Below are 22,711 nucleotides of genomic sequence, written 5' to 3' on the forward strand. Positions count from 1 at the left end.
GAACTTCGTGAAACGTCGCAATACGGACACTTCGCGTGACGGGGTCGTACATCTGTGCTTTATGGGGCCACACGGCCGTTCTTGTTGAACGCGGCATAGGTCAGCGGCATGAGCTCGGCCCAGTGCTGCTCCATCTTCTCGCCCACCATCTCGATCTCCCGCTGCGGGAAGGACGGCACCTTCGCCAGCTCGTGCTGGGTGCGCAGACCGAGGAAGTGCATCAGCGAGCGAGCGTTGCACGTGGCGTACATCGAGGAGAAGAGTCCGACGGGCAGGACCGAACGGGCGACCTCGCGGGCGACACCCGCCGCGAGCATCTCCTGGTACGCCTCGTACGCCTGGACGTACGAGTCCTCCATGACGCGGCCGACCAGCTCCTGCTGGGCCTCGGTGCCCTCGACGAAGACGTACTTGCCCGGGCGGCCCTCCTGGACGAGCTTGCGGGAGGCGTCGGGGACGTAGAAGACCGGCTCAAGCTCCCTGTAGCGGCCCGACTCCTCGTTGTACGACCAGCCGACGCGGTGGCGCATGAACTCGCGGAACACGAAGATCGGGGCGCTGATGAAGAACGTCATCGAGTTGTGCTCGAAGGGGCTGCCGTGGCGGTCCCGCATCAGGTAGTTGATGAGCCCCTTGGACCGCTCGGGGTCCTTCTGCAGCTCTTCGAGCGACTGCTCCCCCGCGGTGGAGACGCGGGCCGCCCACAGCACGTCCGAGTCGGCGGCGCTGTGCTTGACCAGCTCGACGGTCACATCGCTGCGGAAACTGGGCTTGAGGTCTTCTGCGGGGGTGTCGGTCACCGGCGGGTCCTTCCGAAGTGCGTCGCTCGGGCGGCGCCCACTCTACGGGGGACCACCGACAGCGGACTCCCACACCCACCCGGACGAACACTCTTTGGCCAATTCGGCGAATTCGGGCACCGAATGGTGATTTCGCTCGTCTCTCTCTGTGACACCGCACACCACGAGGACCGAGGAGCGTTCCTTCATGTTCAGCCGGCGAGAGGCCGTCCCGTTCTCGTTCGTCGCAGAGGCCGACCGCTTCCGCAGTAACGTCACTCCGCCGCCGAGGGAGCGCCTGACCGTCTCTCAACTCGCGGGCCGTACGCTGATCGGACTGACCGTCGTGGCCGGTCTCGTCGGATCGCTGCTCTTCGGCATGCCGTCCATGCAGTCCGGTGCCGCCGAGGGCCACCGGCAGCAGACCGAGGCTTCCGACGGCCGTTGATCAGTACGGCCCCCCTGGGGTGGCCCGGTCGAGACCACCTGGGTAGCCTCACCGGGCACAGCCCCTTCGAGCGTGCTTGTGAGTGAGGATCAGTCGTGCCCCTGCCCTTCCTGACGGCCGACCGCGCTTTTGACGCCACCGATGACGTCGCGCTGCCGTTCGACGACCACGACCAGTGGCGTCGCCCCTACCGGCCGGGCCCCTGGCGGGTGGGTGCGGCGGCGCTCGCGCTGCTGCTCGCCTCGTTCGTGCTCCTGGCCGCGGTGATCATCGTGGCCGCCGGCGAGACGCCCGGCGCCGGCCTCACGTTCGGTCTCGCGGCGCTGTTCATCCTCGGTGCGCTGCGGATGCTGCGGGTCGGCACATGGGTGAGCCGCCACGGCGTGCGGCGGGTGCGGTTCTTCTCGAACACGACCGTGGCATGGCAGCAGACGGCCGAGGTGCGCACGGCGCAGCAGCCGGTGCGCTGGCTGGGGCTGCCCCGCACGGTGCAGGGTCAGGCGCTGATTCTCGTACGGCACGGTGGTGAGCAGATCACTCTGCTCACCGACCACAATGCCGACTTCCTCTCCCGCGTCGAGGCGTTCGACCGCGCGGCCGACACGGTCGAGGCCTGGAACGCCGAGTACGGCGTCGCCGCTACGCGCTGACCGTACGTCCCCCATGGAGGGCGATCGCGCGCTGCATCGCCTTGCGGGCGCGCGGGGTGTCGCGGGCGTCGTGATAGGCGATCGCGAGCCGGAACCAGCAGCGCCAGTCGTCCGGGTGGTCCTCGGTCTCGGCACGCCGCCGCGCGAACACCTCGTCCGCCGACTCCCGGTCGATCCGGCCCCCGGCCGTGCGCTTCAACTCGTCCACGGGCAGGCCGCCTTCGGCCTCCAGTTCGCGGGCGAGCCGCTGCGCGTTCCGCGCGAAGGCGGTGTTCTTCCAGAGGAACCAGCCGCCCACGCCGGGCAGCAGGAACGCCACCGCGCCCATGCCCATGGCGGCCGGTTCCCCGGTCAGCAGGAGCAGGACGCCCTCCATCGCCACCACGCCGAAGACGAGGACGAGGACGGTGGCGAGGAAGACGTACGTGATCTTTCCGCCCATGGCCGTCAGCCCAGGTCCATGAAGTGCTCCAGGCCGAAGGTGAGGCCCGGAGTGGTGACCACGCGGCGGGCGCCCAGGAGGATGCCCGGCATGAAGCTGGAGTGGTGCAGCGAGTCGTGGCGGATGGTCAGGGTCTCGCCCTCGCCGCCGAGCAGCACCTCCTGGTGGGCCAGGAGGCCCGCCAGGCGTACGGCGTGGACCCGGACACCGTCCACGTCGGCGCCGCGCGCCCCGTCGAGAGCCGTCACGGTCGCGTCCGGCTGGGCTCCGAGGCCGGCCTCCGCGCGGGCGGCGGCGATCAGCTGAGCCGTACGGGTGGCGGTGCCGCTGGGGGCGTCGACCTTGTGCGGGTGGTGCAGCTCGACGACCTCGACCGACTCGAAGTACGGGGCCGCGATCTGGGCGAACTTCATGGTCAGGACGGCGCCGATGGAGAAGTTCGGGGCGATCAGGACGCCGGTCTCCGGGGAGGCGGCGAGCCAGGTGTTCAGCTGCGCGAGGCGGTCCTCGTTCCAGCCGGTCGTGCCGACGACCGCGTGGATGCCGTGCCGTACGCAGTAGTCGAGGTTGTCCATCACGGAGGCCGGGGTGGTCAGCTCGACCGCGACCTGGGCGCCCGCGTCGGTGAGCGTCTCCAGCTTGTCGCCGCGGCCGAGCGCCGCGACCAGTTCCATGTCCTCGGCGGCCTCGACGGCCCGTACCGCCTCGGAGCCGATACGGCCCTGGGCTCCGAGGACCGCCACGCGCAGCTTGCTCATAGCTCTGTGAACTCTCTCTAGGCGACGGATTCGTGCAGGCGTGCCGCCTGCTTGTCCTTCAGCGGCCCTATGGCGGACAGCGAGGGGCGCTGTCCGAGCACATCACGGGCGACCTCCCGGACCTCGTCCGGGGTGACCGCGGCGATCCGGGCGAGCATGTCGTCGACCGACATCTGCGTACCCCAGCACAGCTCGCTCTTGCCGATGCGGTTCATCAGCGCGCCCGTGTCCTCGAGGCCGAGGACGGTCGAGCCGGAGAGCTGGCCGATGGCGCGGGCGATCTCGTCGTCGGACAGCCCGTCGGAGGCCACCTTGTGGAGCTCGTCCCGGCAGATCTTCAGTACGTCGTGGACCTGACTGGGGCGGCAGCCCGCGTACACGCCGAAGAGGCCGCAGTCGGCGAAGCCCGAGGTGTACGAGTACACGCTGTAGGCCAGGCCGCGCTTCTCGCGGACCTCCTGGAAGAGACGGGAGGACATGCCGCCGCCGAGGGCCGTGTTCAGCACGCCGAGCGCCCAGCGGCGCTCGTCGGTGCGGGCGAGGCCGGGCATGCCGAGGACCACGTGGGCCTGCTCGGTCTTGCGGCCCAGGACCTCGACGCGGCCGGCGGTGCGGATCGTGCGGTGACCGTCGCGGGGGGCGACGGGGAGCGCGTCGGTACGGGAGAGGGCGCCGGCCTTCTCGAAGGCGCGGCGGACCTGGCGTACGACCGTGGCGTGGTCGATGTTGCCGGCGGCGGCGACGACCAGGTGGGTCGGGTCGTAGTGCTTCTTGTAGAAGCGGGCGATCCGGTCGCGGTCGAGGGCGTTGACGGTGTCGACGGTGCCGAGCACCGGGCGGCCGAGCGGGGTGTCGCCGAACATCGTTCGCGCGAACAGGTCGTGCACGATGTCGCCCGGGTCGTCCTCGGTCATCGCGATCTCTTCGAGGATCGCCCCGCGCTCGACGTTCACGTCCTCTTCGAGGATCAGCGAGCCGGTGAGCATGTCGCAGACGACGTCGATCGCGAGCGGCAGGTCGGTGTCGAGGACCCGCGCGTAGTAGCAGGTGTACTCCTTCGCCGTGAAGGCGTTCATCTCGCCGCCGACCGCGTCGAGCGCGGCGGAGATGTCGAGGGCGCTGCGTCGCTTGGTGCCCTTGAAGAGGAGGTGTTCCAGGTAGTGCGTGGCGCCGTTGAGGGCGGGCGTCTCGTCGCGGGAGCCGACGTGCGCCCAGATCCCGAAGGTGGCGGAGCGTACGGAGGGCAGGGTCTCGGTGACGATCCGCAGGCCGCCGGGGAGGGTGGTGCGGCGGACCGTGCCGATGCCGTCCTTGCCCTTGAGAAGCGTTTGGGTACGGGCGACGGCCCGCCCCTCCGAAGAGGGGCGGGCCGTCGTCACGGAACTACGGGACGTCACTGGTCGGTGTCGTCCTTCTTGTCCTCGGCGGCGGCGTCCTCGTCCGCCATGACGGGGACGAGGGAGAGCTTGCCGCGCTGGTCGATCTCGGCGATCTCGACCTGGACCTTGGCACCCACCGCGAGCACGTCCTCGACGTTCTCCACGCGCTTGCCACCGGCGAGCTTGCGGATCTGCGAGATGTGCAGCAGACCGTCCTTGCCGGGCATCAGGGAGACGAACGCACCGAAGGTGGTGGTCTTGACGACCGTACCCAGGTAGCGCTCGCCGACCTCCGGCATGGTCGGGTTGGCGATGCCGTTGATCGTGGCGCGGGCGGCCTCGGCCTGCGAGCCCTGGGCGGCACCGATGTAGATGGTGCCGTCGTCCTCGATCGTGATGTCGGCGCCGGTGTCCTCCTGGATCTGGTTGATCATCTTGCCCTTGGGGCCGATGACCTCACCGATCTTGTCCACCGGGATCTTGACGGTGATGATGCGCGGCGCGTTCGGGGACATCTCGTCCGGAACGTCGATCGCCTCGTTCATCACGTCGAGGATGTGCAGACGCGCGTCACGGGCCTGCTTCAGCGCGGCGGCCAGGACCGAGGCGGGGATGCCGTCGAGCTTGGTGTCGAGCTGGAGCGCGGTGACGAAGGTCTTCGTACCGGCGACCTTGAAGTCCATGTCGCCGAAGGCGTCCTCCGCACCGAGGATGTCGGTGAGGGCGACGTAGTGGGTCTTGCCGTCGATCTCCTCGGAGATCAGACCCATGGCGATACCGGCGACGGGGGCCTTCAGCGGCACACCGGCGTTCAGCAGCGACATGGTGGAGGCGCAGACCGAGCCCATGGACGTCGAGCCGTTGGAGCCGAGGGCCTCGGACACCTGACGGATCGCGTACGGGAACTCCTCGCGCGTCGGGAGGACCGGCACGATGGCGCGCTCGGCGAGCGCGCCGTGGCCGATCTCGCGGCGCTTGGGCGAGCCCACGCGGCCGGTCTCGCCGACGGAGTACGGCGGGAAGTTGTAGTTGTGCATGTAGCGCTTGCGGGTCACCGGGGAGAGGGTGTCCAGCTGCTGCTCCATGCGGAGCATGTTGAGGGTGGTGACGCCCAGGATCTGGGTCTCGCCACGCTCGAACAGCGCCGAGCCGTGCACGCGCGGGATGGCCTCGACCTCGGCGGCGAGCGTACGGATGTCCGTGATGCCGCGGCCGTCGATGCGGACCTTGTCCTTGATGATCCGCTCGCGGACCAGCTTCTTGGTCAGGGCGCGGTAGGCACCGGAGATCTCCTTCTCGCGGCCCTCGAAGGCCGGGAGGAGCTTCTCGGCGGCGAGCTCCTTGACGCGGTCGAGCTCGGCCTCGCGCTCCTGCTTGCCGGCGATGGTGAGCGCCTGGGCGAGCTCGCTCTTGACCGCGGCGGTGAGCGCCTCCAGGACGTCGTCCTGGTAGTCGAGGTAGACCGGGAACTCGCCGGTGGGCTTGGCGGCCTTGGCGGCGAGGTCCGACTGGGCCTTGCAGAGGGCCTTGATGAACGGCTTCGCGGCCTCGAGACCGGCGGCGACGACCTCCTCGGTCGGCGCCTCGGCGCCGCCCTTGACGAGCTCGATCGTCTTCTCGGTGGCCTCGGCCTCGACCATCATGATCGCGACGTCGCCGTCCTCCAGGACGCGACCGGCGACCACCATGTCGAAGACGGCGTCCTCGAGCTCGGTGTGCGTCGGGAACGCGACCCACTGGCCCTTGATCAGAGCGACACGGGTGCCGCCGATCGGGCCGGAGAAGGGCAGGCCGGCCAGCTGCGTGGAGCAGGAGGCGGCGTTGATCGCGACCACGTCGTAGAGGTGGTCGGGGTTGAGCGCCATGATCGTCTCGACGATCTGGATCTCGTTGCGCAGGCCCTTCTTGAAGGACGGGCGCAGCGGGCGGTCGATCAGGCGGCAGGTGAGGACGGCGTCCTCGGAGGGGCGGCCTTCCCGGCGGAAGAAGGAGCCGGGGATCTTGCCGGCCGCGTACATCCGCTCCTCGACGTCCACCGTGAGGGGGAAGAAGTCGAGCTGGTCCTTGGGCTTCTTGGACGCGGTGGTGGCCGAAAGGACCATCGTGTCGTCGTCCAGGTACGCGACGGCGGAGCCGGCGGCCTGCTTGGCCAGGCGGCCCGTCTCGAAGCGGATGGTGCGGGTGCCGAAGGTGCCGTTGTCGATGACGGCCTCGGCGTAGTGGGTCTCGTTCTCCACTAGCGGTTTCTCCTACGTGTTCGTCTTTTCGTCCGTCGGCCCGTGTGGCCGGGGACGGTGATGGAGGAGAAGCGCGCCTTCGGATGCGGGCCGGTCTTCGATCGAAGCACCCGGGGATTGTGGGGTCCGGGGGCCACTACCGAGGACCGGCGGCGTGCCGGCGGCTTCTCGCTCGTGATGTGGCGTTGTGCGACCAGCCTAAGTGCCGGTCGGCACATTGCGCACGTACAGCAAAGGGAGCGGCCCCCTAAAAGTGGGAACCGCTCCCTTCACGGCGTCTTACTTGGCACCGCCGGCCGCACCGCGGCGGATGCCGAGGCGGTCGACCAGCGTACGGAAGCGCTGGATGTCCTTCTTGGCCAGGTACTGCAGCAGGCGGCGACGCTGGCCGACCAGGATCAGCAGACCACGACGGGAGTGGTGGTCGTGCTTGTGCTGCTTGAGGTGCTCGGTCAGGTCCGAGATGCGGCGGGAGAGCATCGCGACCTGGACCTCGGGGGAGCCGGTGTCGCCCTCCTTGGTGCCGAACTCGGCCATGATCTGCTTCTTCGTAGCGGCGTCGAGAGACACTCGGTACTCCTCTTGGTGTTCGTGCGCCCACGAGTGCCCCTGGTCTAGGTCTCAGGGGAGCTTCCGTGACTCGGAGGCGAAGGTCCGATGAGCGCTGCTCCCAGAGAATCCGGGAACGCGTACACAAACGGCCGTCGCACAGCCTACCAGGGTGTTCAGGACGTAAGCGCCCGGATGGAGTGGTAGACGTCGAAGACCGCCAGGCAGAGCGGCAGGAGCGTGAGCAGGACGAAGGTCTCGGCGACCTCCAGGAAGCGGCCCCAGAACGGGGTGACGCCCTTGCGCGGCACGATCAGGCCGATGGCGGTGATCAGTGCGGCGACACCGGCGATCGCGGCGGAGAGCCAGATCGTACGGATGTCGAGCGCCGTGCCGTCGCCCTTGAGCGCGTCCTGGATGAGCTCAAGGGGCGGGTTGAGGCAGAGGCCGAGGCCGAGCAGCACGAGCGCGCCGAGGCCGGCCGCGAGGGCGCAGCCGACCTGCGCGGTGTAGCGGAACAGGTGGGCGCGCATCAGCATGGCGACGCCGGTGGCCAGGGCCAGCAGCTGCCCCCACACGTTGTCGGAGAAGCCGAGGACGGCCGAGGCGGCGACGGCGACCAGCGCGCAGCCGCCGACGAGGCCGACCAGCAGCTCGTGGCCGCGGCGGGCCTGTGCGGCGATCCGGACGGCGTCGACCGGTCCCTGCGGCTCGGAGTCGGAGCCGTATCCGCCGACGCTGGTCCTGGGCGGCTCGAAACCGATCGGGAGGCGGGCGAACCGGGTGGAGAGTCCGGGCAGGAAGGCGAGCGCTCCGACGGCGAGCGGGGCGCAGACCGCGGCGGTCTCGGCGGGTGTCAGCTTCGTCAGGATGGCGACGAAGCCGACGAGCAGTCCGACGGCCGCGGCGAAGACGAACGCGACGAAGGGGCCGTCCCCGCTCGGGGCGACGATCGTCAGGATGACGGCACAGACGAGTACGGCGGCGCAGGCGAGCACGAACTGGAGCTTGCCGATGCCCTGACCCGCCCCGAGCGGCAGCAGCCCGGCGCCGGCGACGGCGGCGTTCGCCATCGCGCCGGTGCCCAGCGCCACGGCGGAGCCCCGGTCGTCGTACACCCGGGCGCGTACGGCCGCGAGCGCCAGGAGCAGCACGGCGGTGACGGCGGCCAGGATGCCCGGCAGGCCGTGCATGTCGTGCCGGGGCTCGGACGTCCACAGGACGAAGGCGAGCAGGATCAGCAGGATCGAGCCGCCGAAGAGCCCGGCACCGCGCATCAGGGCGTCCGACCAGAGGGTGCGGTCGCGTGCGACGGCGGAGGCCACCGCGTCCGAGACGTCGTCGAAGACCGCCGGAGGCAGCGACTCGGCGAAGGGGCGCAGCGAGAGCAGCTCACCGTCGAGGATGCGCTGGGCCGCCAGGGAGCGGCCGCCGTCGAGGACGGTGCCGTCACGGCGTACGAGGTGGTAGCCGACCGGGGCGCCCGGCGCCGGGGTCTGGCCGGACAGGCGCAGGACCTCGGGGTAGAGGTCCGCGATCGCCACGTCCTCGGGCAGCGCGACATCGACGCGACCGTCGGGCGCCACGACCGTGACCCTGCAGAAGCCGGTGCCGTTGAACACGGGTGCGGGAGCTGACTGACCTGCTCCGGTGGCCGTGGCTGGGGCCGTCATACTCACCTGCTGCTTCCCCTCGTGGTGATCCTGGCTGGCAAGCCCGACATTGCGCTCCGAATGACCCATTTTTTGCGATAGTTCATGGGAGTTCAGGGGCGCGCAAACATGTCGCGCCACCCTACCGCCCACCCGCCGGTGCGCACCAAAGTAGGATCCCTCCCCGCGGACGGAACCCGTCGCCACGGGGGCGCCGATAGGAACCTTCCGATCCGGCAAGGGAAATTGGTGAGCTGTGAGTCAGATCGTCGTCAAGCGCCCACCACGGGCCCTCCCCTCGGAAGTGCCCGGCGAGCAGGTGCAGTTGCAACCCCCTCCCGAACTGCCCCGTGGGCAGCAGGAGGGCGCGCTGATGCAGCTTCTGCCGATGCTGGGCATGGGTGGTTCGGTCGTCTTCTTCTTCATGACCCCGAACCCGATCATGCGGATCATGGGTATGGTCATGATCGCGTCGACCGTCGCGATGGCCATCGCCATGCTGGTGCGCTACCGGCGCGGTACGCAGGGGCAGCTCGCCGACATGCGGCGTGACTACCTGAAGTATCTGACGCAGACGCGGCGCGCGGTGCTGAGGACGGCGCACCTCCAGCGCGACGCGCAGTTCTATCTGCACCCCTCCCCCGAGCAGTTGTGGGCGCTCGTCGCCGAGGGCAGCCGGGTCTGGGAACGGCGCGTCGGCGACGACGACTTCGCGCAGGTACGCATCGGTCTCGGCAGCCAGCAGCTCGCCACGCCCCTCGTCGCCCCCGAGACCGCCCCCGTGGACGAGCTCGAGCCGCTCACGGCCGGTGCGATGCAGCAGTTCCTCACCGCGCACAGCACGCTGGACGGCCTGCCCATGGCCGTGTCCCTGCGCGCCTTCTACTACTTGACCGTGAGCGGCGATCCGGACTCCGTCCGTTCCACGACCCGTGCGATGGTCGGCTCGCTCGCGGCGCTGCACTCCCCGGAGGACCTGGTCATCGCCATCGCCGCGGACGCGTCCGCGGCGCCGCAGTGGGAGTGGGCGAAGTGGCTCCCCCATGTCCAGGCGCCGGGGGCCGGCGACGGCGCGGGCAGCCGGCGGCTGATCACCACGGACTCGCGCGAGCTGCAGGACATGCTGGCCGCGCGGCTGGAGGGGCGTCCCCGTTTCCAGGGCGGGAACCACCCGCTGCTCGACCAGCCGCACCTCGTCGTGGTGCTCGACGGCCAGTCGGTCCCGCCGGCCTCGGCGCTGGCCTCGCCCGAGGGACTTCAGGGCGTGACGATCATCGAGGTCGTCCCGGGCCGGACCACCGGCGCCCGCGGAGGCCTCTCCGTGATCGTGCAGCCCGACTCGCTGCAGCTGGAGTCCGGTCACGGGCTCGTGTACGACGGCAGTCCCGACCAGTTGAGCCTGGACGCGGCCGAGGCGCTCGCACGCCAGCTCGCTCCGCTGCGGGTCGCCTCGGGCTCTGACGACGACGAACCGCTCCTCGCCAACCTGGACTTCACCGATCTGCTGAACCTCGGCGACGCGGCGTCGGTCGATGTCAGCCGCACCTGGCGGCCGCGCTCCCAGTCGGAGCGGCTGCGGGTCCCGATCGGTGTCGGCGAGGACGGCGTCCCGGTGATGCTGGACCTCAAGGAGGCGGCGCAGGAGGGCATGGGTCCGCACGGTCTGTGCGTCGGCGCCACCGGTTCCGGCAAGTCGGAGCTGCTGCGTACGCTCGTCCTCGGTCTCGCCGTCACCCACTCCTCGGAGACGCTGAACTTCGTCCTCGCGGACTTCAAGGGCGGTGCCACCTTCGCCGGCATGTCCCAGATGCCGCACGTCGCCGCGGTGATCACCAACCTCGCGGACGACCTCACGCTGGTGGACCGCATGGGCGACTCCATCCGCGGTGAGCTGAACCGCCGCCAGGAGATGCTGCGCGACGCGGGCAACTACGCGAACATCCACGACTACGAGAAGGCGCGCGCCGCGGGCGCACCGCTGCAGCCCATCCCGTCGCTCGTCCTGGTGATCGACGAGTTCAGCGAACTCCTCACCGCCATGCCGGACTTCATCGAGATGTTCGTGCAGATCGGCCGTATCGGCCGGTCGCTCGGTGTGCATCTGCTGCTGGCCTCGCAGCGCCTGGAGGAGGGCCGGCTGCGCGGCCTGGAGACGTATCTCTCGTACCGGATCGGTCTGCGGACCTTCTCGGCCGCCGAGTCCCGCGCGGCGATCGGTGTGCCCGACGCGTACTCGCTGCCGAACGTCCCGGGCTCGGGGTACCTCAAGTACGGCACCGACGAGATGGTCCGCTTCAAGGCGGCGTACGTCTCCGGTGTGTACCGCTCCAACCAGCACGCCGCCGTGCAGGGCGGGCCGCTGCCCGTGGACCGCCGGCCGGTTCCGTTCACCGCGGCGCCCGTCCCGATCCGCTACCTCGAGCCGACGGCCCGGACGCAGGTGCCCGAGGCCCGTGCGGCGGAGGACGACGCGCTCGCCGACTCCGTGCTCGACGTCATCGTGCGCCGGCTGGAGGGGCGGGGTGTCGAGGCGCACCAGGTGTGGCTGCCGCCGCTCGACAACCCGCCGCCGCTCGACGCGATCCTGCCCGGCCTCGCCGGTGTGGAGGGCCGTGGGCTGACGCAGCCCGGGTACGAGGGGGCGGGCCGGCTCGTCGTACCGCTGGGTGTGGTCGACAAGCCGTACGAGCAGCGCCGTGACACGCTCTACCGGGACTTCTCCGGCGCCGCGGGCCACATGCAGATCATCGGCGGTCCGCAGTCCGGCAAGTCGACGATGCTGCGGACGATCATCTCCGCCTTCGCCCTGACCCACACACCGCACGAAGTGCAGTTCTACGGCCTCGACTTCGGTGGTGGCGGTATGTCCTCGGTCGCGGGGCTGCCGCACGTCGGCGGCGTCGCGTCCCGTCTCGACCCCGAGCGGGTGCGCCGTACGGTGGCCGAGGTCTACGGCATTCTGGCCCGGCGCGAGGAGTACTTCCGCAGCTCCGGGATCGACTCGATCTCGACGTTCCGCAGGCTGCGGGCGCGGGGCGACATCTCGGTGACGGACCAGCCGTGGGGAGACGTCTTCCTCATGATCGACGGCTGGGGCAACTTCCGCACCGAGTACGAGGGCCTCGAGCACGCCGTCGTGGACATCGCGGCGCGCGGACTCGGCTACGGCATCCACGTGATCCTCACGGCGTCGCGCTCCATGGAGGTACGCGCCAACCTCAAGGACCACCTGATGAACCGGCTCGAGCTGCGGCTGGGCGACACGATGGACTCCGAGCTGGACCGCAAGGTCGCCGCCAACGTGCCGACGGGTGTTCCGGGCCGTGGTCTGACGCCGGAGAAGCTGCACTTCATGGCGGCTGTCCCGCGGATCGACGGCATCAGCTCCGACAGCGACCTGTCGGAGGCCACGGCCGCGATGACGCAGGAGGTCACCCGCCACTGGACGGCGCCCGGCGCCCCGGAGGTCCGGCTGCTGCCGCGCGAGCTCCCCGCGCACAACCTGCCGGCGGGCTACGCCGAGCCGAAGCGTGGCGTGGCGTTCGCCATCGACGAGAACAACCTGGAGCCGGTCTTCGTCAACTTCGAGCGCGATCCGTTCTTCCTGGTGTTCGGTGAGAGCGAGTCGGGCAAGTCGAACCTGCTGCGGCTGCTCATCAAGCAGGTGACGGAGCGGTACGACGGGAACTCCGCGAAGTTCTTCGTGATCGACAACCGGCGCGGGCTGCTCGACGTCACTCCGGCCTCTCACCTGGCCGAGTACGTCCCCATGTCCAACAACATGGACCACCACGTGGACGCGCTGGTCGACCTGATGCGCCGCCGCTCACCGTCGCCGGACGTCACGGCCCAGCAGCTGCGGGACCGCAGCTGGTGGTCGGGCCCGTCGGTCTACGTGGTCGTCGACGACTACGACCTGGTGTCGACGTCGAGCGGCAACCCGCTGGCGAAGCTGACGGAGCTGCTGCCGTTCGCCCGGGACGTGGGCGTCCGCTTCATCATCGCCCGCAGCGCGGCCGGCGCGAGCCGGGCGGCGTACGAGTCCTTCATGCAGCGCATGATGGAGCTCGGGGCGCAGGGCGTCCTCCTTTCGGGCGACCCACAGGAGGGCGACGTCCTGGGCGGCGTCCGCATGCGCCCGATGCCGCCGGGCCGGGGCATCTACGTGTCGCGACAGCGGGGGAACCCGCTGGTGCAGACGGGGCTCATGCCGGAGCAGTAGGGGGATCGGCGGGGGGTCCTCTGCGGCGCTCTCGGGCCGGCTTTGCTCGCCGCCGCGTGCGTGAACCGACGGACGCCGGAGCAGCGCTTCCGACCCGGTCGCTCCGGAAACCCCGGAGGGGCCTGGGTCGGAGGCCGCCGTCGGGGCGGGAGACTCCCGTCAAGTCCGGTTGCTAAAGTCAATATTTCGAGTGGTAGATCGAACCGGCTTATCCAAAACGGCGGAGCATCAGGACGCACGGGGGAAGGGGTCTGATGGCCTGGGACGAGTGGGAGCAGCTCAAGACGGAGGCCGCCGAGAAAAGCTCCACGGCGATGCAGCTGAACCGGGTTCCGGACGAGGGCGGCGCGCCGCCACCCCCCGGGGGTGATCTGAAGGTCAGTCAGCAGGACCTCGCGGCCGTCGGTGACGCGGCCTTCCGTCTTTTCGACAATCTGGGGAAGTACGGCCGTGACGCCTGGTCCGTCAGCCAGACGGCGGCGAAGGACCTGAGCACCCAGGGTTTCGCGCTGGGCGGCGCGCTCGACCACGTACAGGAGCGCTGGGAGAAGCAGCTCAAGACCTTGCTGGACGCCTGCGCGCACATTTCCAACCACATGGACTTCACCCAGGGCGCACACGCGGGTGACGAGTACTACATCTACGGCGTCGTGAGCAGCATCGCGACGCTGGACGAGGGCTTCACGGAGAGGACGCAGCGCTGATGGATCTCGAAACGCTGCGACAGGGCAATTTCGCCCAGCTCGGGCAGGCCATCACCGCCTGGAAGGGGGTGGTGGACAAACTCAAGGGGCTGGAAACGGACGCTCGGGACGACATGAAGGCGAAAGCGGACAAGGCCAACTGGGCCGGCATGAACGCCACGATCTCCCGTGAATTCATCACCAAGACGGCGCACGAATTCTCCGACGCCCACACCCAGGCGACGACCATCCACGACATCCTCAAGGACACCCGCGACGAGCTGGTGAGCTACAAGGAGCAGTTGGACCAGGCCCTGGAGCGCGGCCGCAAGAAGAACCTCACGGTGACCCCGATCGCCGGTGGCGGCTTCACCGTCACGATGCTCATCCACCCGGACCGCGCCGCCAAGGGTCACGAGGTCCCGGACCACTCCCCGCAGGACGCGGAGCACCTGCGGGACGACGTGCAGCGCATCCTGAACCGGGCGACGGAGAGCGACACGACGGCCGCGACCGTCCTGCGCGCCATCGTCGACCAGGCCGAGACCGGCTTCTCGGGGGCCAAGTACGGCGACCGCGACTCCGCGATCGACGCCGTGCGCAAGGCCGAGGAAGCGGCCAAGCTGATCAAGGAGAAGGGCGACGAGATGTCGCCCGAGGAGTTCCAGAAGCTGAACGGGCTCCTCGCCTCCTACAAGAACGACCCGCTGTTCCAGGAGAAGTTCGCCACGCAGGTGGGCCCGAAGGGAATGCTGGACTTCTGGGCGGACCTGTCGAGCCCGGACAGCACCAAGGACCTGACCCGGACGCAGCTCAACCAGCTCGGCGAGTTCCAGAAGAACCTCGGCTTCGTCCTGGGCGGCGCCACCCAGTCGGACAGCCCTGCCATGCGGCAGTGGGAGAACGACATGGTCAAGCTCGGCCCCGAGCGGTTCCGCACCCGCACCGGGGAGGCCTACGGCTTCCAGATCATGAGCAACCTCATGCGCACGGGCGACTACGACGACCAGTTCCTCAACAAGTACGGCAACTCCCTCGTGGAGACCGAGAAGAAGATGAGGATCCCGGACCGGTTCTACCTGATGGAACCGACGCTGAAGATGAACTTCATCGGCGATGCGGAGTTCGGCCGTGACCCGATGGCGGGCTTCATGACGGCGCTCTCCAACAGCCCCGACGCGGCGACGGACTTCTTCAACACGAAGGAGCCGCAGGACAACGCCCAGTGGGTGCTCAAGGACCGCCCGTCGTTCGACGACTCCCCGCTGAAGGACGGGCCGAACGAGACCCTGGACGCGACCGGCGCCGCGCTCGCAGCCGCCGCCACCGGCATGAACCCGAACGACCCGACCGCCCGCCAGGTCGACCTGACACCGGACCACCGGAAGGTCCTGGACCGCTCGCTGGAGTACCTGTCGGGGCGTGGGGACGACTTCCCGTCGGAGATGCGCGACGACATGGCGAAGGTCCTGTCCCGGCACAGCGATGTCGTCCACCACTCGGCCAGCTCGCTCTCGGACAACGACCAGGACCCGCGCCAGCTGGACCGGTCCCAGCTGTTGGAGGTCACGAAGCAGATCTCCCGCGACCAGGGCGCGTACGGCATGCTCAACGAGGCCATGAACCGGGAGATCCTCAACGACATCCACAGCGATCATCCGAGCGACCCGAAGGAGACGCTGCAGCGCGGCGGGGCGACCATCGGCTTCCTGGAAGAGGCCCGCTACCAAGCACTGAAGACCGACAAGGAGGACCCGTCGTGGGACGCCAAGTGGCTCTACCACGGCTTCGGAGGCGCGGCGAACTTCATCCCGGTCCTCGGCGACGCGGCCCAGCGCGGCATTGACGCCCTCGCCTACCAGTGGCAGCTCGACGAGCAGGAGCGGATCAACAAGGGCATCCAGGAGCAGAACAGCAAGACGTTTGACTTCCGGGAGAATCAGCTGCGCACCCTCTCCGAGGCGTGGGCGAAAGCCAATCCGGGCCACAGCAACAACGCCTACACACTGGAGAACGAAATCAACCTCGCCGCTCTGAACGGAAACAGCCGTGCCAAGGGCCTGCCGGGTGACCAGTGAGGCGCCGCGCGCTCGTGGCGCTCTTCGTGGTCGCGGCTCTGGCAGTGGCCGGGTGCACCGAGGCGAAAGAGGAGTACGCGACGCCGAGCGAGCTGTGCGGCGTCCCCATCGACCCCTCCGTACTCGGACCGGTGCTCCTTCCTGGGGAGAAGCTGACCACGAGCCGAGCGAACTCGGACGCACAGACGCGTCGCTGTGACGTGTCCGTGGACGGCGAGCGCATTCTCACGCTCGAGGGTCACCTGGCATCCCCGACCGAGAACTACCGCGCGACGTGGGACTGGCAGATGCCGCAGGGCGCCGCCGTGAGCATCGGAGACGAGGCGCGGGCCACCGACACGATCGTCGGCGCCGCGCGGAAGTGTGCCGTCAAGGGCAAGAAGGGCGTCTTCGTGGCACGCGCCGAGCGCTTCTACCCCAAGAAGGACGATGCCGCCGAGCGTAAGGCGGCCCTGGTCCGGTTCATGACCTCGTACTTCCCCGCCGCGCAGAAGGCGGCGGACTGCACGGGCTGATGTCAGCGTGGCGGTCGTTGTCAACGCGACGGGGACCGCCCCGCTCCCATGTGCTCGTCTGCGCAGACCGCCGCCGGCGGCGGGAACCTGCGCATCGGCGAAACCCGCCGTGGCACTGTGCCCCCAGCAACGTCCAGGCTCTGGGGGCTACCACCGTGGACAAGTACCGGCGGGCCGCGCCCTGACCGAGGCGCACCCAGAGGACAGCCTGGACAGGGCGGGCCGCACGATCGGGGCCTCCCCGCCGGCCAGAAGGGAGCCCTTTGGCGACAAGCGCGTGATGATCACCGCCAAGTGCGCCACACCGAACAAGAACATTGTGCTCGAAGTAAGCGACAACGAGAGCTTCACCAAGGACGTGGCCCAGCGACGCAATGACATCGAGCGGTTCACGAAGAGCTTCACAGGCGATAACAAGAGGGAGTTGAACCGCACGGAGTGACTCCGTACAGAACCATGGCATCAACTCCGTCATCGGCGACCCGCTGACCAAGTCGAACGGAAAGAACTACTTGAGTTGCTCGATCTCGGTCGATGACTGGCTGGTGGTCGACTTCCAGGTCGACAACGTCGACAAGATCTACGACCCGATGGCCGACTCGGAGAGCTTCCGTTTCACCCATCGGGCGAAGATGGAGGACCTACCGTTCAGTGGCCTGGGCGCACTGGGCGACCGTACCGCCATGGTCAGTACGAACTGCGCCGGTCCCAAGGCGCACTACCTCGTCACGGTGGTCCGCCTCAGTGCGCACGTCGACGGCGACGTCGACAAGCGCTGCAAGGACATCGAGGCCTTCACCCTGGACTTCGTCCCAAAGCGAAGAAGGTTCTCGGCTGCACGGCATGATACTGAAAAGAACCCACTATTGCCGCGCCCGGGCGTCGTTCGCCCAGGCGCGGCCCCACGAAGGTGAGGGAGACATCATGTGGGGAGCAGACCGGGAACCAGTGTTCGTGCAGCAGGGCCGCTGGGTCTACAACACGAGAAGTCCCGTGGCGCGGGCGCTGATGATCGCGACTGCCGTCGGCGTGATCGGCTACTTCTTCCACGAATACGAAGACCTCCGGTGGAGCGAGACCGAACTGCGCGATGCCGTTCACCAGGCGGCCCGCGATCTGGAGGCCAAGCCGCAGAAGGTGAACGGATTCATCGCGTACGACGACCTTGTGAAAGATGCAATCCTGGCGACGGGCGAGGGCCCCGAGTACGGCCTCGTCGACGTCAAGCGCCGCACCGACGACGGGGCCGGGAGCGGTGAGGCGAGCAAGCCGACGGAGGACAGCTTCGAGATCAGCACGGACGACACCTCCGAGACCTACTGCATGACCATCTCCCCTCCCGAGCCGCCGAGCGCCGTGTGGGAGAAAGTCACCGTCCGTCTGACCGTGCGGGTGGCGCAGGGAACCTGCTGAAGTCTCCGAGTAGCCGCAGGGTACCGTTGCCCCGCTCGGTGCCCCACAGCCAGTTTCGTGGCCCGACGGCCCCGACGCCTCTACAGGCTGTGTCAGTGCGGGGGCTCACCACTGAGCCGTTATCGGGCCAGTGTCACCCAGGATTTCGATCCCCGGTGGGGCGGTTGCGCTTCGGCAATACAGGGAGCCACAGAGAGCGGTGACGGCGTTCAGTGCAGAGGGTTTCGGCGTCGGGGTCCCGGTGGTGGGCACGCTAGTGCCACAGGACGAGTCGCATGACCGTGGACGCGGGGCAACCAGGAGCGGTACGCGCTTTCACCGAGGCGGCGATGCGGGCGGTCTGCGGGTCGCCTGCAGCTCTTTGCCGAGCTCAGGGGCGTGTGAGCCCGCGCGGGCGGGCGGGGGCATGACCGAACGCAGGCACAGTCACCACGCGTCGCCCTATCACTCGGCACCGTCCCCGTGCCGGCGGCGCCCGCCCTGGAGGAGGTCGAGCGCATCGGGCAGCTGCGGGGAGTGCGGTGCGCACTCCGGGCACGCGTACACGTTGAATCCGGGGCCGGAGTTCTGGTGCACCTCGGAGACGAGCACGGGCGCGTCCGTGATGTGGTTGCAGCGCACGCACATGCGGACGGGCTTCCGCGTCGACGGGTTGAGGGCCGACTCGCTCACCAGGCCACCCCCGCAGCGTGCACGTCCCTGGTGTCCAGGTCGATGCCGAAGTCCGCCGCCATCACGAGGGCGAAGCACCGCTGCCGCTGGCGGGCACGCTCCTCCTGCCGCTCGCACTCGACCAGGTAGGGGCGGATGAAGGCCGTGTCCTCTCCTTCGAGCGTTTCTACGAGCCCGTACGGGGACCTGGGCCGCGCGCTTCGTTGCCGAGACGAGCCGAACCGCTCACACAGCCCCTGTTGAGCCGGGACGCCGGTCGGGCGGGCCCCTTCCGTCCGCCGGACCGAAGCCGGGGTTGCGGGCAGAGTGCTGGCCCGGCGCCACCCAGAAGCGGGTGCCAGCACGCCCAGCAGCCACGCAAGCAGCGCGGCGATAAGGTTTCGCATAGCCGAAGCTCCAATCTTCGGTCAGCCCCTGGGGGATCGGCCCTTGCCCGGCCGCCCCGGGGGCGTTTGCCTGTCAGCCGACACTGCAGTCGCAGTTATCCACGGTTATCTACGGATGCGCGGCAATCCGTGGCCATCCACGCTGACCTCATGAACCTTGATCGCACCCGCCCGTTGTGGAGACAGATCGCGGCGGAGATCATCCGGCGCATTGCAGACGGCACCTACCCACCGGGGAGTCGCGTGCCGTCCGCTCTGGAGATCGCCCAAGAGTTCGGCGTGGTGAACGCAACGGCGGCGAAAGCCATGAGGCACGTACGCGAACAGGGATGGACGCGGGGCGAAGTCGGGTTGGGGGCGTTCGTGGTCGACGTACTGTCGCCCTCGGCGAAGCCGAGGGCGACAAGTCCGCCGGCTGACACCCTCCGCGCGTCCGACTTCGGAGGGGCAGGGGTGTCCGCATCCGTCCCCCTCCCGAGCTGACACAGCAGGGGTGGGCACCCTTGCGTGTACCCCCCGAGACCGATCACATGGCGGCCTCCGCGGATTCGGGATCATGGGGATGAGTTCGCGGCTGCGTACCTGCCTGTGAGCCTCACAGCGAGCGTGCGGCCCGCTCCGTGTCGCATCGCAGACTCTCGATAGGCTCCGGTGGTTGTTCACTTTCACAGGGGGATTCGCGGATGGAACCGGGGCGTACGGAGCAGCAGGCCGGCGACGGCCGACGCCGTGTCGGCCCGTACCAGCTGATCACCCGGCTCGACGCGTCCGGTCCCGGCTTCCCGCCCGTGCCCGAGCACCGGTTCGTCGCGCGCAGCATGGACGGCGAGCGTACGGTCCTGGTCAGCACGCCGCTCAACGGCATCGACCCCGGCCGCTTCCTCATCGAGGCGCAGGAGGCGGGCGCACTCGCCGGGCGCTGGGTGCTGCCGGTGGCGGAGGTCTCGCCGGAGCCGTCGGCCCCCTGGTACGCCACGCCCTACCTGCCGGTGCTGCCCCTGCCCGTCGCGCTCGCCGTGCACGGCGGCCCGTTGCCGGAGCGCACCGTACGGGCCATCGGGACGGCCCTCGCCGAGACCCTCGCCGGCGCGCACGCCGCGGGCGTCACCCACGCGGGCCTTTCCCCCGCCGCGGTGTTGCTCGCCTGGGACGGGCCGCGGCTGACCTGCTACGGCTCCGTGCGCGCGGCCGCGCCCGACGGCGAGCAGCGCAGCGGTCGTCCCGGGCAGGAGCCGGGCAGCTTGGCCCCCGAGGCGGCGGCCGGCGGGCGCCCGCGCCCCGCGGGCGACATCCACGGGCTCGGCGCGGTGCTCGCGTACGCCGCCACCGGGCACACGGTCCCGGACCGTTCCGAACTCCCCGAGTCCCTGCGCCCTTTGATCTTCCGCTGCCTGTCCCGCGACGCGGCGGCCCGGCCGACGGCCGCCGAGTTGCTGCTCGCCCTCCCGTCGGCCTCGTCCGCGCCGTCGGCGACGGTTCTGGACTCGTCGGCGTCGCTGCTGTCCCCCGGCTGGCTGCCCGGGCGTGTGGTCGCAGCACTCGCCCGCCAGTCGGCCCAGTTGCTCGCGGCCGAGCTCCGTGTCCCACCGACCGCCACCAGGACCTGACGACGATGCTTGCGCCCCTGACCCACGACGACCCGGTCGAGATCGGCGGCCACCGGCTGCTCGCCCGCCTCGGCCACGGCGGCATGGGCACCGTCTACCTCGCCCGCACGGCCGGCGGGTGCACCCTCGCCCTCAAGACGATGCACGCCCGCATCGCCGCCGACCCCGCCGCCCGTACCCGCTTCCACCTGGAGACCGACGCGGCCCGCATCATCGGCGGCCACCACGGCGCCACCGTCGTCGCCGCCGACCCCGGCGCCGAAACCCCATGGCTCGCCACGGAATACGTCCTCGGCCCACCCCTGGACGACGCCGTCGCCCTCTGCGGTCCGCTGCCCGAGGCGTCGGTCCGGGCCCTGGGCGCGGCCCTCGCCGGCGCTCTCGCCCAGCTCCACGCCTCCGACGTGGTCCATCGCGACCTGAAGCCCTCCAACGTCATGATCACGGCCCACGGCCCCAAGGTCATCGACTTCGGCATCGCCCGCGCCGCCGGCGACGACCGCCTCACCCGCACCGGCACCGCCGCGGGCACCCCCGCCTTCATGTCCCCGGAGCAGGCCACCGGCCAGGAACACACGCCCGCGGGCGACGTGTTCGCCCTCGCCGGGGTCCTCGTCTTCGCCGCCACCGGCCACGGCCCCTTCGGCGCGGGCCAGGCGGCGGACCTCCTCTACCGCGTCCGCTACGCCGACCCGGACCTGTCGGGCGTCCCGGCAGGGCTGGCGGCGATCCTGAGCCGCTGCCTGGCAAAGGACCCGGCCCAACGGCTCACCACTCCGCAACTCGCAGCCGAACTACACGACGGCAGAGGCGAGTTCGCCGACCACCTGCCGATGCCGCTGCTCACGGACATCGCGCGCCGCGCGACGGAGGTCTGGCAGTACCAGCCGTACCGGCTGCCGCCCCGGTCCGAGGACCCGTACGCAGCCCTGCCCGCGGCCCACCCGGGCATGTCCCGGCGCAAGCTGCTGTCGGTGGCCGGCGGTTCGCTCGTGGGGGTCGGCGCGGCGGGGGCGGGGGCGTGGGTGTGGTCCAGGAGGAAGGCTACGGGCGAGGCCATGTCTTCGCTCCCCGCCGACAACGCACCCCAACGTCTTTGGCACGCCGACGCCGGCGACGTGGGGACAGAGCCGTTCCTGATGACCATGGGCGATACAGTGGCCACTTGGCGGTCCGGCCAGGTCGTTGGCCTGGACGCGAAGAGCGGCGAACACCGCTGGTCGTTCCGAGTGTTTCCGGGTCCGGGCTCTATGACGACCGACGGCAGGGTGACCTACGGATACCTTCCGGAGCAAGGGGGGACAGATGCGCTCTCCGTCCACGCCTTCACCCCTGGCGCAGGAGGGGCGCAGCGCCGCATAGCCCGGATCCCCGGGTTCGCGGGCTTGCGCCAGAACGCGGAAGTGCTCCTCGCGGCAGCGGGCTTGCTCTTCATCGCGGCGCGGAAGGTTGTGCCCGGCCACGACAAATCTGACGAGCAGGCAGATGACTGGCACGTGCTTGCCGTGGACATCCGTACCGGAGAAAAGCGTTGGCAGCAGACCATGTCCCAGTTCCATCCGGGCGTTCCGTCGGAGGCCATCAGCCTGAAGGCCACCGGAAACCGTCTCATCTTCTGCCGGAGGCACAGCTCCAGCGAGAGAGATGACGACTTCGGCCCGCATTTCTCCGTCACGGCCGTCGACATCCGCACGGGCGAGCGCCTCTGGACTTGGGACATCCCCCGCCAGGACAATGACGATTCGAACGTCATTTCAGGCACACTCGCCCTGGACGAGCAGCACGTCTACCTCGCCAGTGGCCATGTCTGGGCGCTGCGGCTCTCCGATGGTGAGGTCGCCTGGAAGTTCGGCGACAACCGGAACTACGGTGGCCTTCCACAAAAGGCTCGCCGCTATGGAACGCCGGCCGTCAGGGACGGTGTCGTGTACGCGGCCGAGGGCAACCGGGGCATCGTAGCTCTGGACGCTTCGACAGGAAGTCTCCTCTGGGAGGAAACCGAGGACCTGACGCAGGACGTGGCACCTGTCCTCGACCCAGCTCCCGTCATCGGCAGGAAATTCATCTACGTCAGGGTCGACAACGGCATCAGCGCCGTCGACATGCGAACCCACAAGTCTGCTTGGACGTACCCGACTTCTTCCAAGGTCTTCGCTGCGAATGAGGAAGCCAAGCGGCTCATCTGCGTCGATGTCCACTCCGTAATCGCCCTGCCTTTCGAATGAAAGTGGCAAACTCGCA

20 protein-coding genes and 1 pseudogene are annotated in these 22,711 nt (G+C 69.4%); 12 read left to right on the top strand and 9 right to left on the bottom strand.

What is annotated here, in order from left to right; genetic code table 11:
* Window positions 1-59: 59 nt before the first annotated feature.
* Window positions 60-800 carry an FAD-dependent thymidylate synthase gene (gene thyX / locus FDM97_RS26270; protein ID WP_137992945.1) on the bottom strand — a complete coding sequence of 247 codons (741 nt, stop codon included), beginning with the start codon at window positions 798-800 and terminating at the stop codon, window positions 60-62.
* A 187-nt stretch (window positions 801-987) separates the two neighbouring features.
* Here thyX and FDM97_RS26275 point away from each other — a divergent pair, with 187 nt between their 5' ends.
* Both FDM97_RS26275 and FDM97_RS26280 read left to right on the top strand, forming a co-directional pair.
* Window positions 988-1,227, top strand: coding sequence for a hypothetical protein (locus tag FDM97_RS26275; protein ID WP_137992946.1), 240 nt, complete (start codon window positions 988-990; stop codon window positions 1,225-1,227).
* Between the two features lie 95 nt (window positions 1,228-1,322).
* A complete protein-coding gene (locus FDM97_RS26280; RefSeq protein WP_137992947.1) occupies window positions 1,323-1,877 on the top strand; it encodes a hypothetical protein in 555 nt (184 codons plus the stop codon).
* Here FDM97_RS26280 and FDM97_RS26285 read toward each other — a convergent pair.
* From FDM97_RS26285 to eccD, 6 genes are all read right to left on the bottom strand, one after another.
* Window positions 1,867-2,319, bottom strand: a complete 453-nt coding sequence (locus FDM97_RS26285) for a tetratricopeptide repeat protein (protein ID WP_137992948.1) — start codon at window positions 2,317-2,319, stop codon at window positions 1,867-1,869. The two genes, FDM97_RS26280 and FDM97_RS26285, sit on opposite strands and share 11 nt — an antisense overlap.
* 5 nt (window positions 2,320-2,324) lie before the next feature.
* Complete coding sequence (dapB, locus tag FDM97_RS26290; protein WP_137992949.1) at window positions 2,325-3,077, bottom strand: 4-hydroxy-tetrahydrodipicolinate reductase; 753 nt, start codon at window positions 3,075-3,077, stop codon at window positions 2,325-2,327.
* Window positions 3,078-3,094: 17 nt separating this feature from the next.
* Window positions 3,095-4,474, bottom strand: a complete 1,380-nt coding sequence (locus tag FDM97_RS26295) for a M16 family metallopeptidase (protein ID WP_137992950.1) — start codon at window positions 4,472-4,474, stop codon at window positions 3,095-3,097.
* Window positions 4,471-6,693 carry a polyribonucleotide nucleotidyltransferase gene (locus tag FDM97_RS26300; RefSeq protein WP_137992951.1) on the bottom strand — a complete coding sequence of 741 codons (2,223 nt, stop codon included), beginning with the start codon at window positions 6,691-6,693 and terminating at the stop codon, window positions 4,471-4,473. Before FDM97_RS26300 ends, FDM97_RS26295 begins: the two co-directional genes overlap by 4 nt.
* A 279-nt stretch (window positions 6,694-6,972) precedes the next feature.
* Window positions 6,973-7,263, bottom strand: coding sequence for a 30S ribosomal protein S15 (gene rpsO / locus FDM97_RS26305; protein WP_137992952.1), 291 nt, complete (start codon window positions 7,261-7,263; stop codon window positions 6,973-6,975).
* 155 nt (window positions 7,264-7,418) lie between these two features.
* Entirely contained in the window at window positions 7,419-8,915 is a 1,497-nt protein-coding gene (eccD, locus tag FDM97_RS26310) for a type VII secretion integral membrane protein EccD (protein ID WP_137992954.1), read from the bottom strand.
* A gap of 235 nt (window positions 8,916-9,150) precedes the next feature.
* Here eccD and eccCa point away from each other — a divergent pair, with 235 nt between their 5' ends.
* From eccCa to FDM97_RS26340, 7 genes are all read left to right on the top strand, one after another.
* Window positions 9,151-13,116 (top strand): type VII secretion protein EccCa, encoded by a 3,966-nt coding sequence (gene eccCa / locus FDM97_RS26315; protein ID WP_137992956.1) that lies wholly within the window; start codon window positions 9,151-9,153, stop codon window positions 13,114-13,116.
* A gap of 254 nt (window positions 13,117-13,370) precedes the next feature.
* Complete coding sequence (locus FDM97_RS26320; protein WP_137992520.1) at window positions 13,371-13,820, top strand: hypothetical protein; 450 nt, start codon at window positions 13,371-13,373, stop codon at window positions 13,818-13,820.
* The gene (locus FDM97_RS26325; protein ID WP_137992957.1) at window positions 13,820-15,877 is read left to right on the top strand and encodes a DUF6571 family protein; all 2,058 of its coding nucleotides are present in this window, start codon (window positions 13,820-13,822) and stop codon (window positions 15,875-15,877) included. The genes FDM97_RS26320 and FDM97_RS26325 overlap by 1 nt, the downstream gene beginning before the upstream one ends.
* A gap of 14 nt (window positions 15,878-15,891) precedes the next feature.
* Window positions 15,892-16,392, top strand: coding sequence for a hypothetical protein (locus FDM97_RS26330; protein ID WP_137992958.1), 501 nt, complete (start codon window positions 15,892-15,894; stop codon window positions 16,390-16,392).
* Between the two features lie 280 nt (window positions 16,393-16,672).
* Complete coding sequence (locus FDM97_RS36035; RefSeq protein ID WP_175439238.1) at window positions 16,673-16,834, top strand: hypothetical protein; 162 nt, start codon at window positions 16,673-16,675, stop codon at window positions 16,832-16,834.
* 70 nt (window positions 16,835-16,904) lie between these two features.
* The gene (locus FDM97_RS26335) at window positions 16,905-17,306 is read left to right on the top strand and encodes a hypothetical protein (protein WP_137992959.1); all 402 of its coding nucleotides are present in this window, start codon (window positions 16,905-16,907) and stop codon (window positions 17,304-17,306) included.
* Window positions 17,307-17,316: 10 nt separating this feature from the next.
* Window positions 17,317-17,805, top strand: coding sequence for a hypothetical protein (locus FDM97_RS26340; protein ID WP_137992960.1), 489 nt, complete (start codon window positions 17,317-17,319; stop codon window positions 17,803-17,805).
* Between the two features lie 444 nt (window positions 17,806-18,249).
* On the opposite strand, the gene FDM97_RS26345 is transcribed toward FDM97_RS26340, so the two are convergent.
* Together FDM97_RS26345 and FDM97_RS26350 are read right to left on the bottom strand one after the other, a co-directional pair.
* Window positions 18,250-18,477, bottom strand: a complete 228-nt coding sequence (locus FDM97_RS26345; RefSeq protein ID WP_254705766.1) for a hypothetical protein — start codon at window positions 18,475-18,477, stop codon at window positions 18,250-18,252.
* A complete protein-coding gene (locus FDM97_RS26350) occupies window positions 18,474-18,863 on the bottom strand; it encodes a hypothetical protein (RefSeq protein ID WP_137992963.1) in 390 nt (129 codons plus the stop codon). Before FDM97_RS26350 ends, FDM97_RS26345 begins: the two co-directional genes overlap by 4 nt.
* 150 nt (window positions 18,864-19,013) lie before the next feature.
* Between FDM97_RS26350 and FDM97_RS26355 the strand changes: the two are divergent.
* From FDM97_RS26355 to FDM97_RS26365, 3 genes and pseudogenes are all read left to right on the top strand, one after another.
* A pseudogene (locus FDM97_RS26355) lies at window positions 19,014-19,250 on the top strand (GntR family transcriptional regulator); the annotation flags it as partial.
* A 296-nt stretch (window positions 19,251-19,546) separates the two neighbouring features.
* On the top strand, window positions 19,547-20,470 hold the full coding sequence (locus FDM97_RS26360; RefSeq protein WP_137992968.1) for a protein kinase family protein: 924 nt from the start codon (window positions 19,547-19,549) through the stop codon (window positions 20,468-20,470).
* A 5-nt stretch (window positions 20,471-20,475) separates the two neighbouring features.
* Window positions 20,476-22,695: a protein kinase domain-containing protein gene (locus FDM97_RS26365; RefSeq protein WP_137992970.1), complete on the top strand. Its 2,220-nt coding sequence runs from the start codon at window positions 20,476-20,478 to the stop codon at window positions 22,693-22,695.
* Window positions 22,696-22,711 lie beyond the last annotated feature (16 nt).

This window comes from Streptomyces vilmorinianum, assembly GCF_005517195.1.
Taxonomy (GTDB): domain Bacteria; phylum Actinomycetota; class Actinomycetes; order Streptomycetales; family Streptomycetaceae; genus Streptomyces; species Streptomyces vilmorinianum.

Bases quoted from the DNA above. Each gene is read 5' to 3' on its own strand.
- FDM97_RS26275 (WP_137992946.1), top strand. From the start codon at position 988: ATGTTCAGCCGGCGAGAGGCCGTCCCGTTCTCGTTCGTCGCAGAGGCC.
- FDM97_RS26285 (WP_137992948.1), bottom strand. From the start codon at position 2,319: ATGGGCGGAAAGATCACGTACGTCTTCCTCGCCACCGTCCTCGTCCTC.
- dapB (WP_137992949.1), bottom strand. From the start codon at position 3,077: ATGAGCAAGCTGCGCGTGGCGGTCCTCGGAGCCCAGGGCCGTATCGGC.
- eccD (WP_137992954.1), bottom strand. From the start codon at position 8,915: ATGACGGCCCCAGCCACGGCCACCGGAGCAGGTCAGTCAGCTCCCGCA.
- FDM97_RS26320 (WP_137992520.1), top strand. From the start codon at position 13,371: ATGGCCTGGGACGAGTGGGAGCAGCTCAAGACGGAGGCCGCCGAGAAA.
- FDM97_RS26325 (WP_137992957.1), top strand. From the start codon at position 13,820: ATGGATCTCGAAACGCTGCGACAGGGCAATTTCGCCCAGCTCGGGCAG.
- FDM97_RS36035 (WP_175439238.1), top strand. From the start codon at position 16,673: ATGATCACCGCCAAGTGCGCCACACCGAACAAGAACATTGTGCTCGAA.
- FDM97_RS26340 (WP_137992960.1), top strand. From the start codon at position 17,317: ATGTGGGGAGCAGACCGGGAACCAGTGTTCGTGCAGCAGGGCCGCTGG.
- FDM97_RS26350 (WP_137992963.1), bottom strand. From the start codon at position 18,863: ATGCGAAACCTTATCGCCGCGCTGCTTGCGTGGCTGCTGGGCGTGCTG.
- FDM97_RS26360 (WP_137992968.1), top strand. From the start codon at position 19,547: ATGGAACCGGGGCGTACGGAGCAGCAGGCCGGCGACGGCCGACGCCGT.
- FDM97_RS26365 (WP_137992970.1), top strand. From the start codon at position 20,476: ATGCTTGCGCCCCTGACCCACGACGACCCGGTCGAGATCGGCGGCCAC.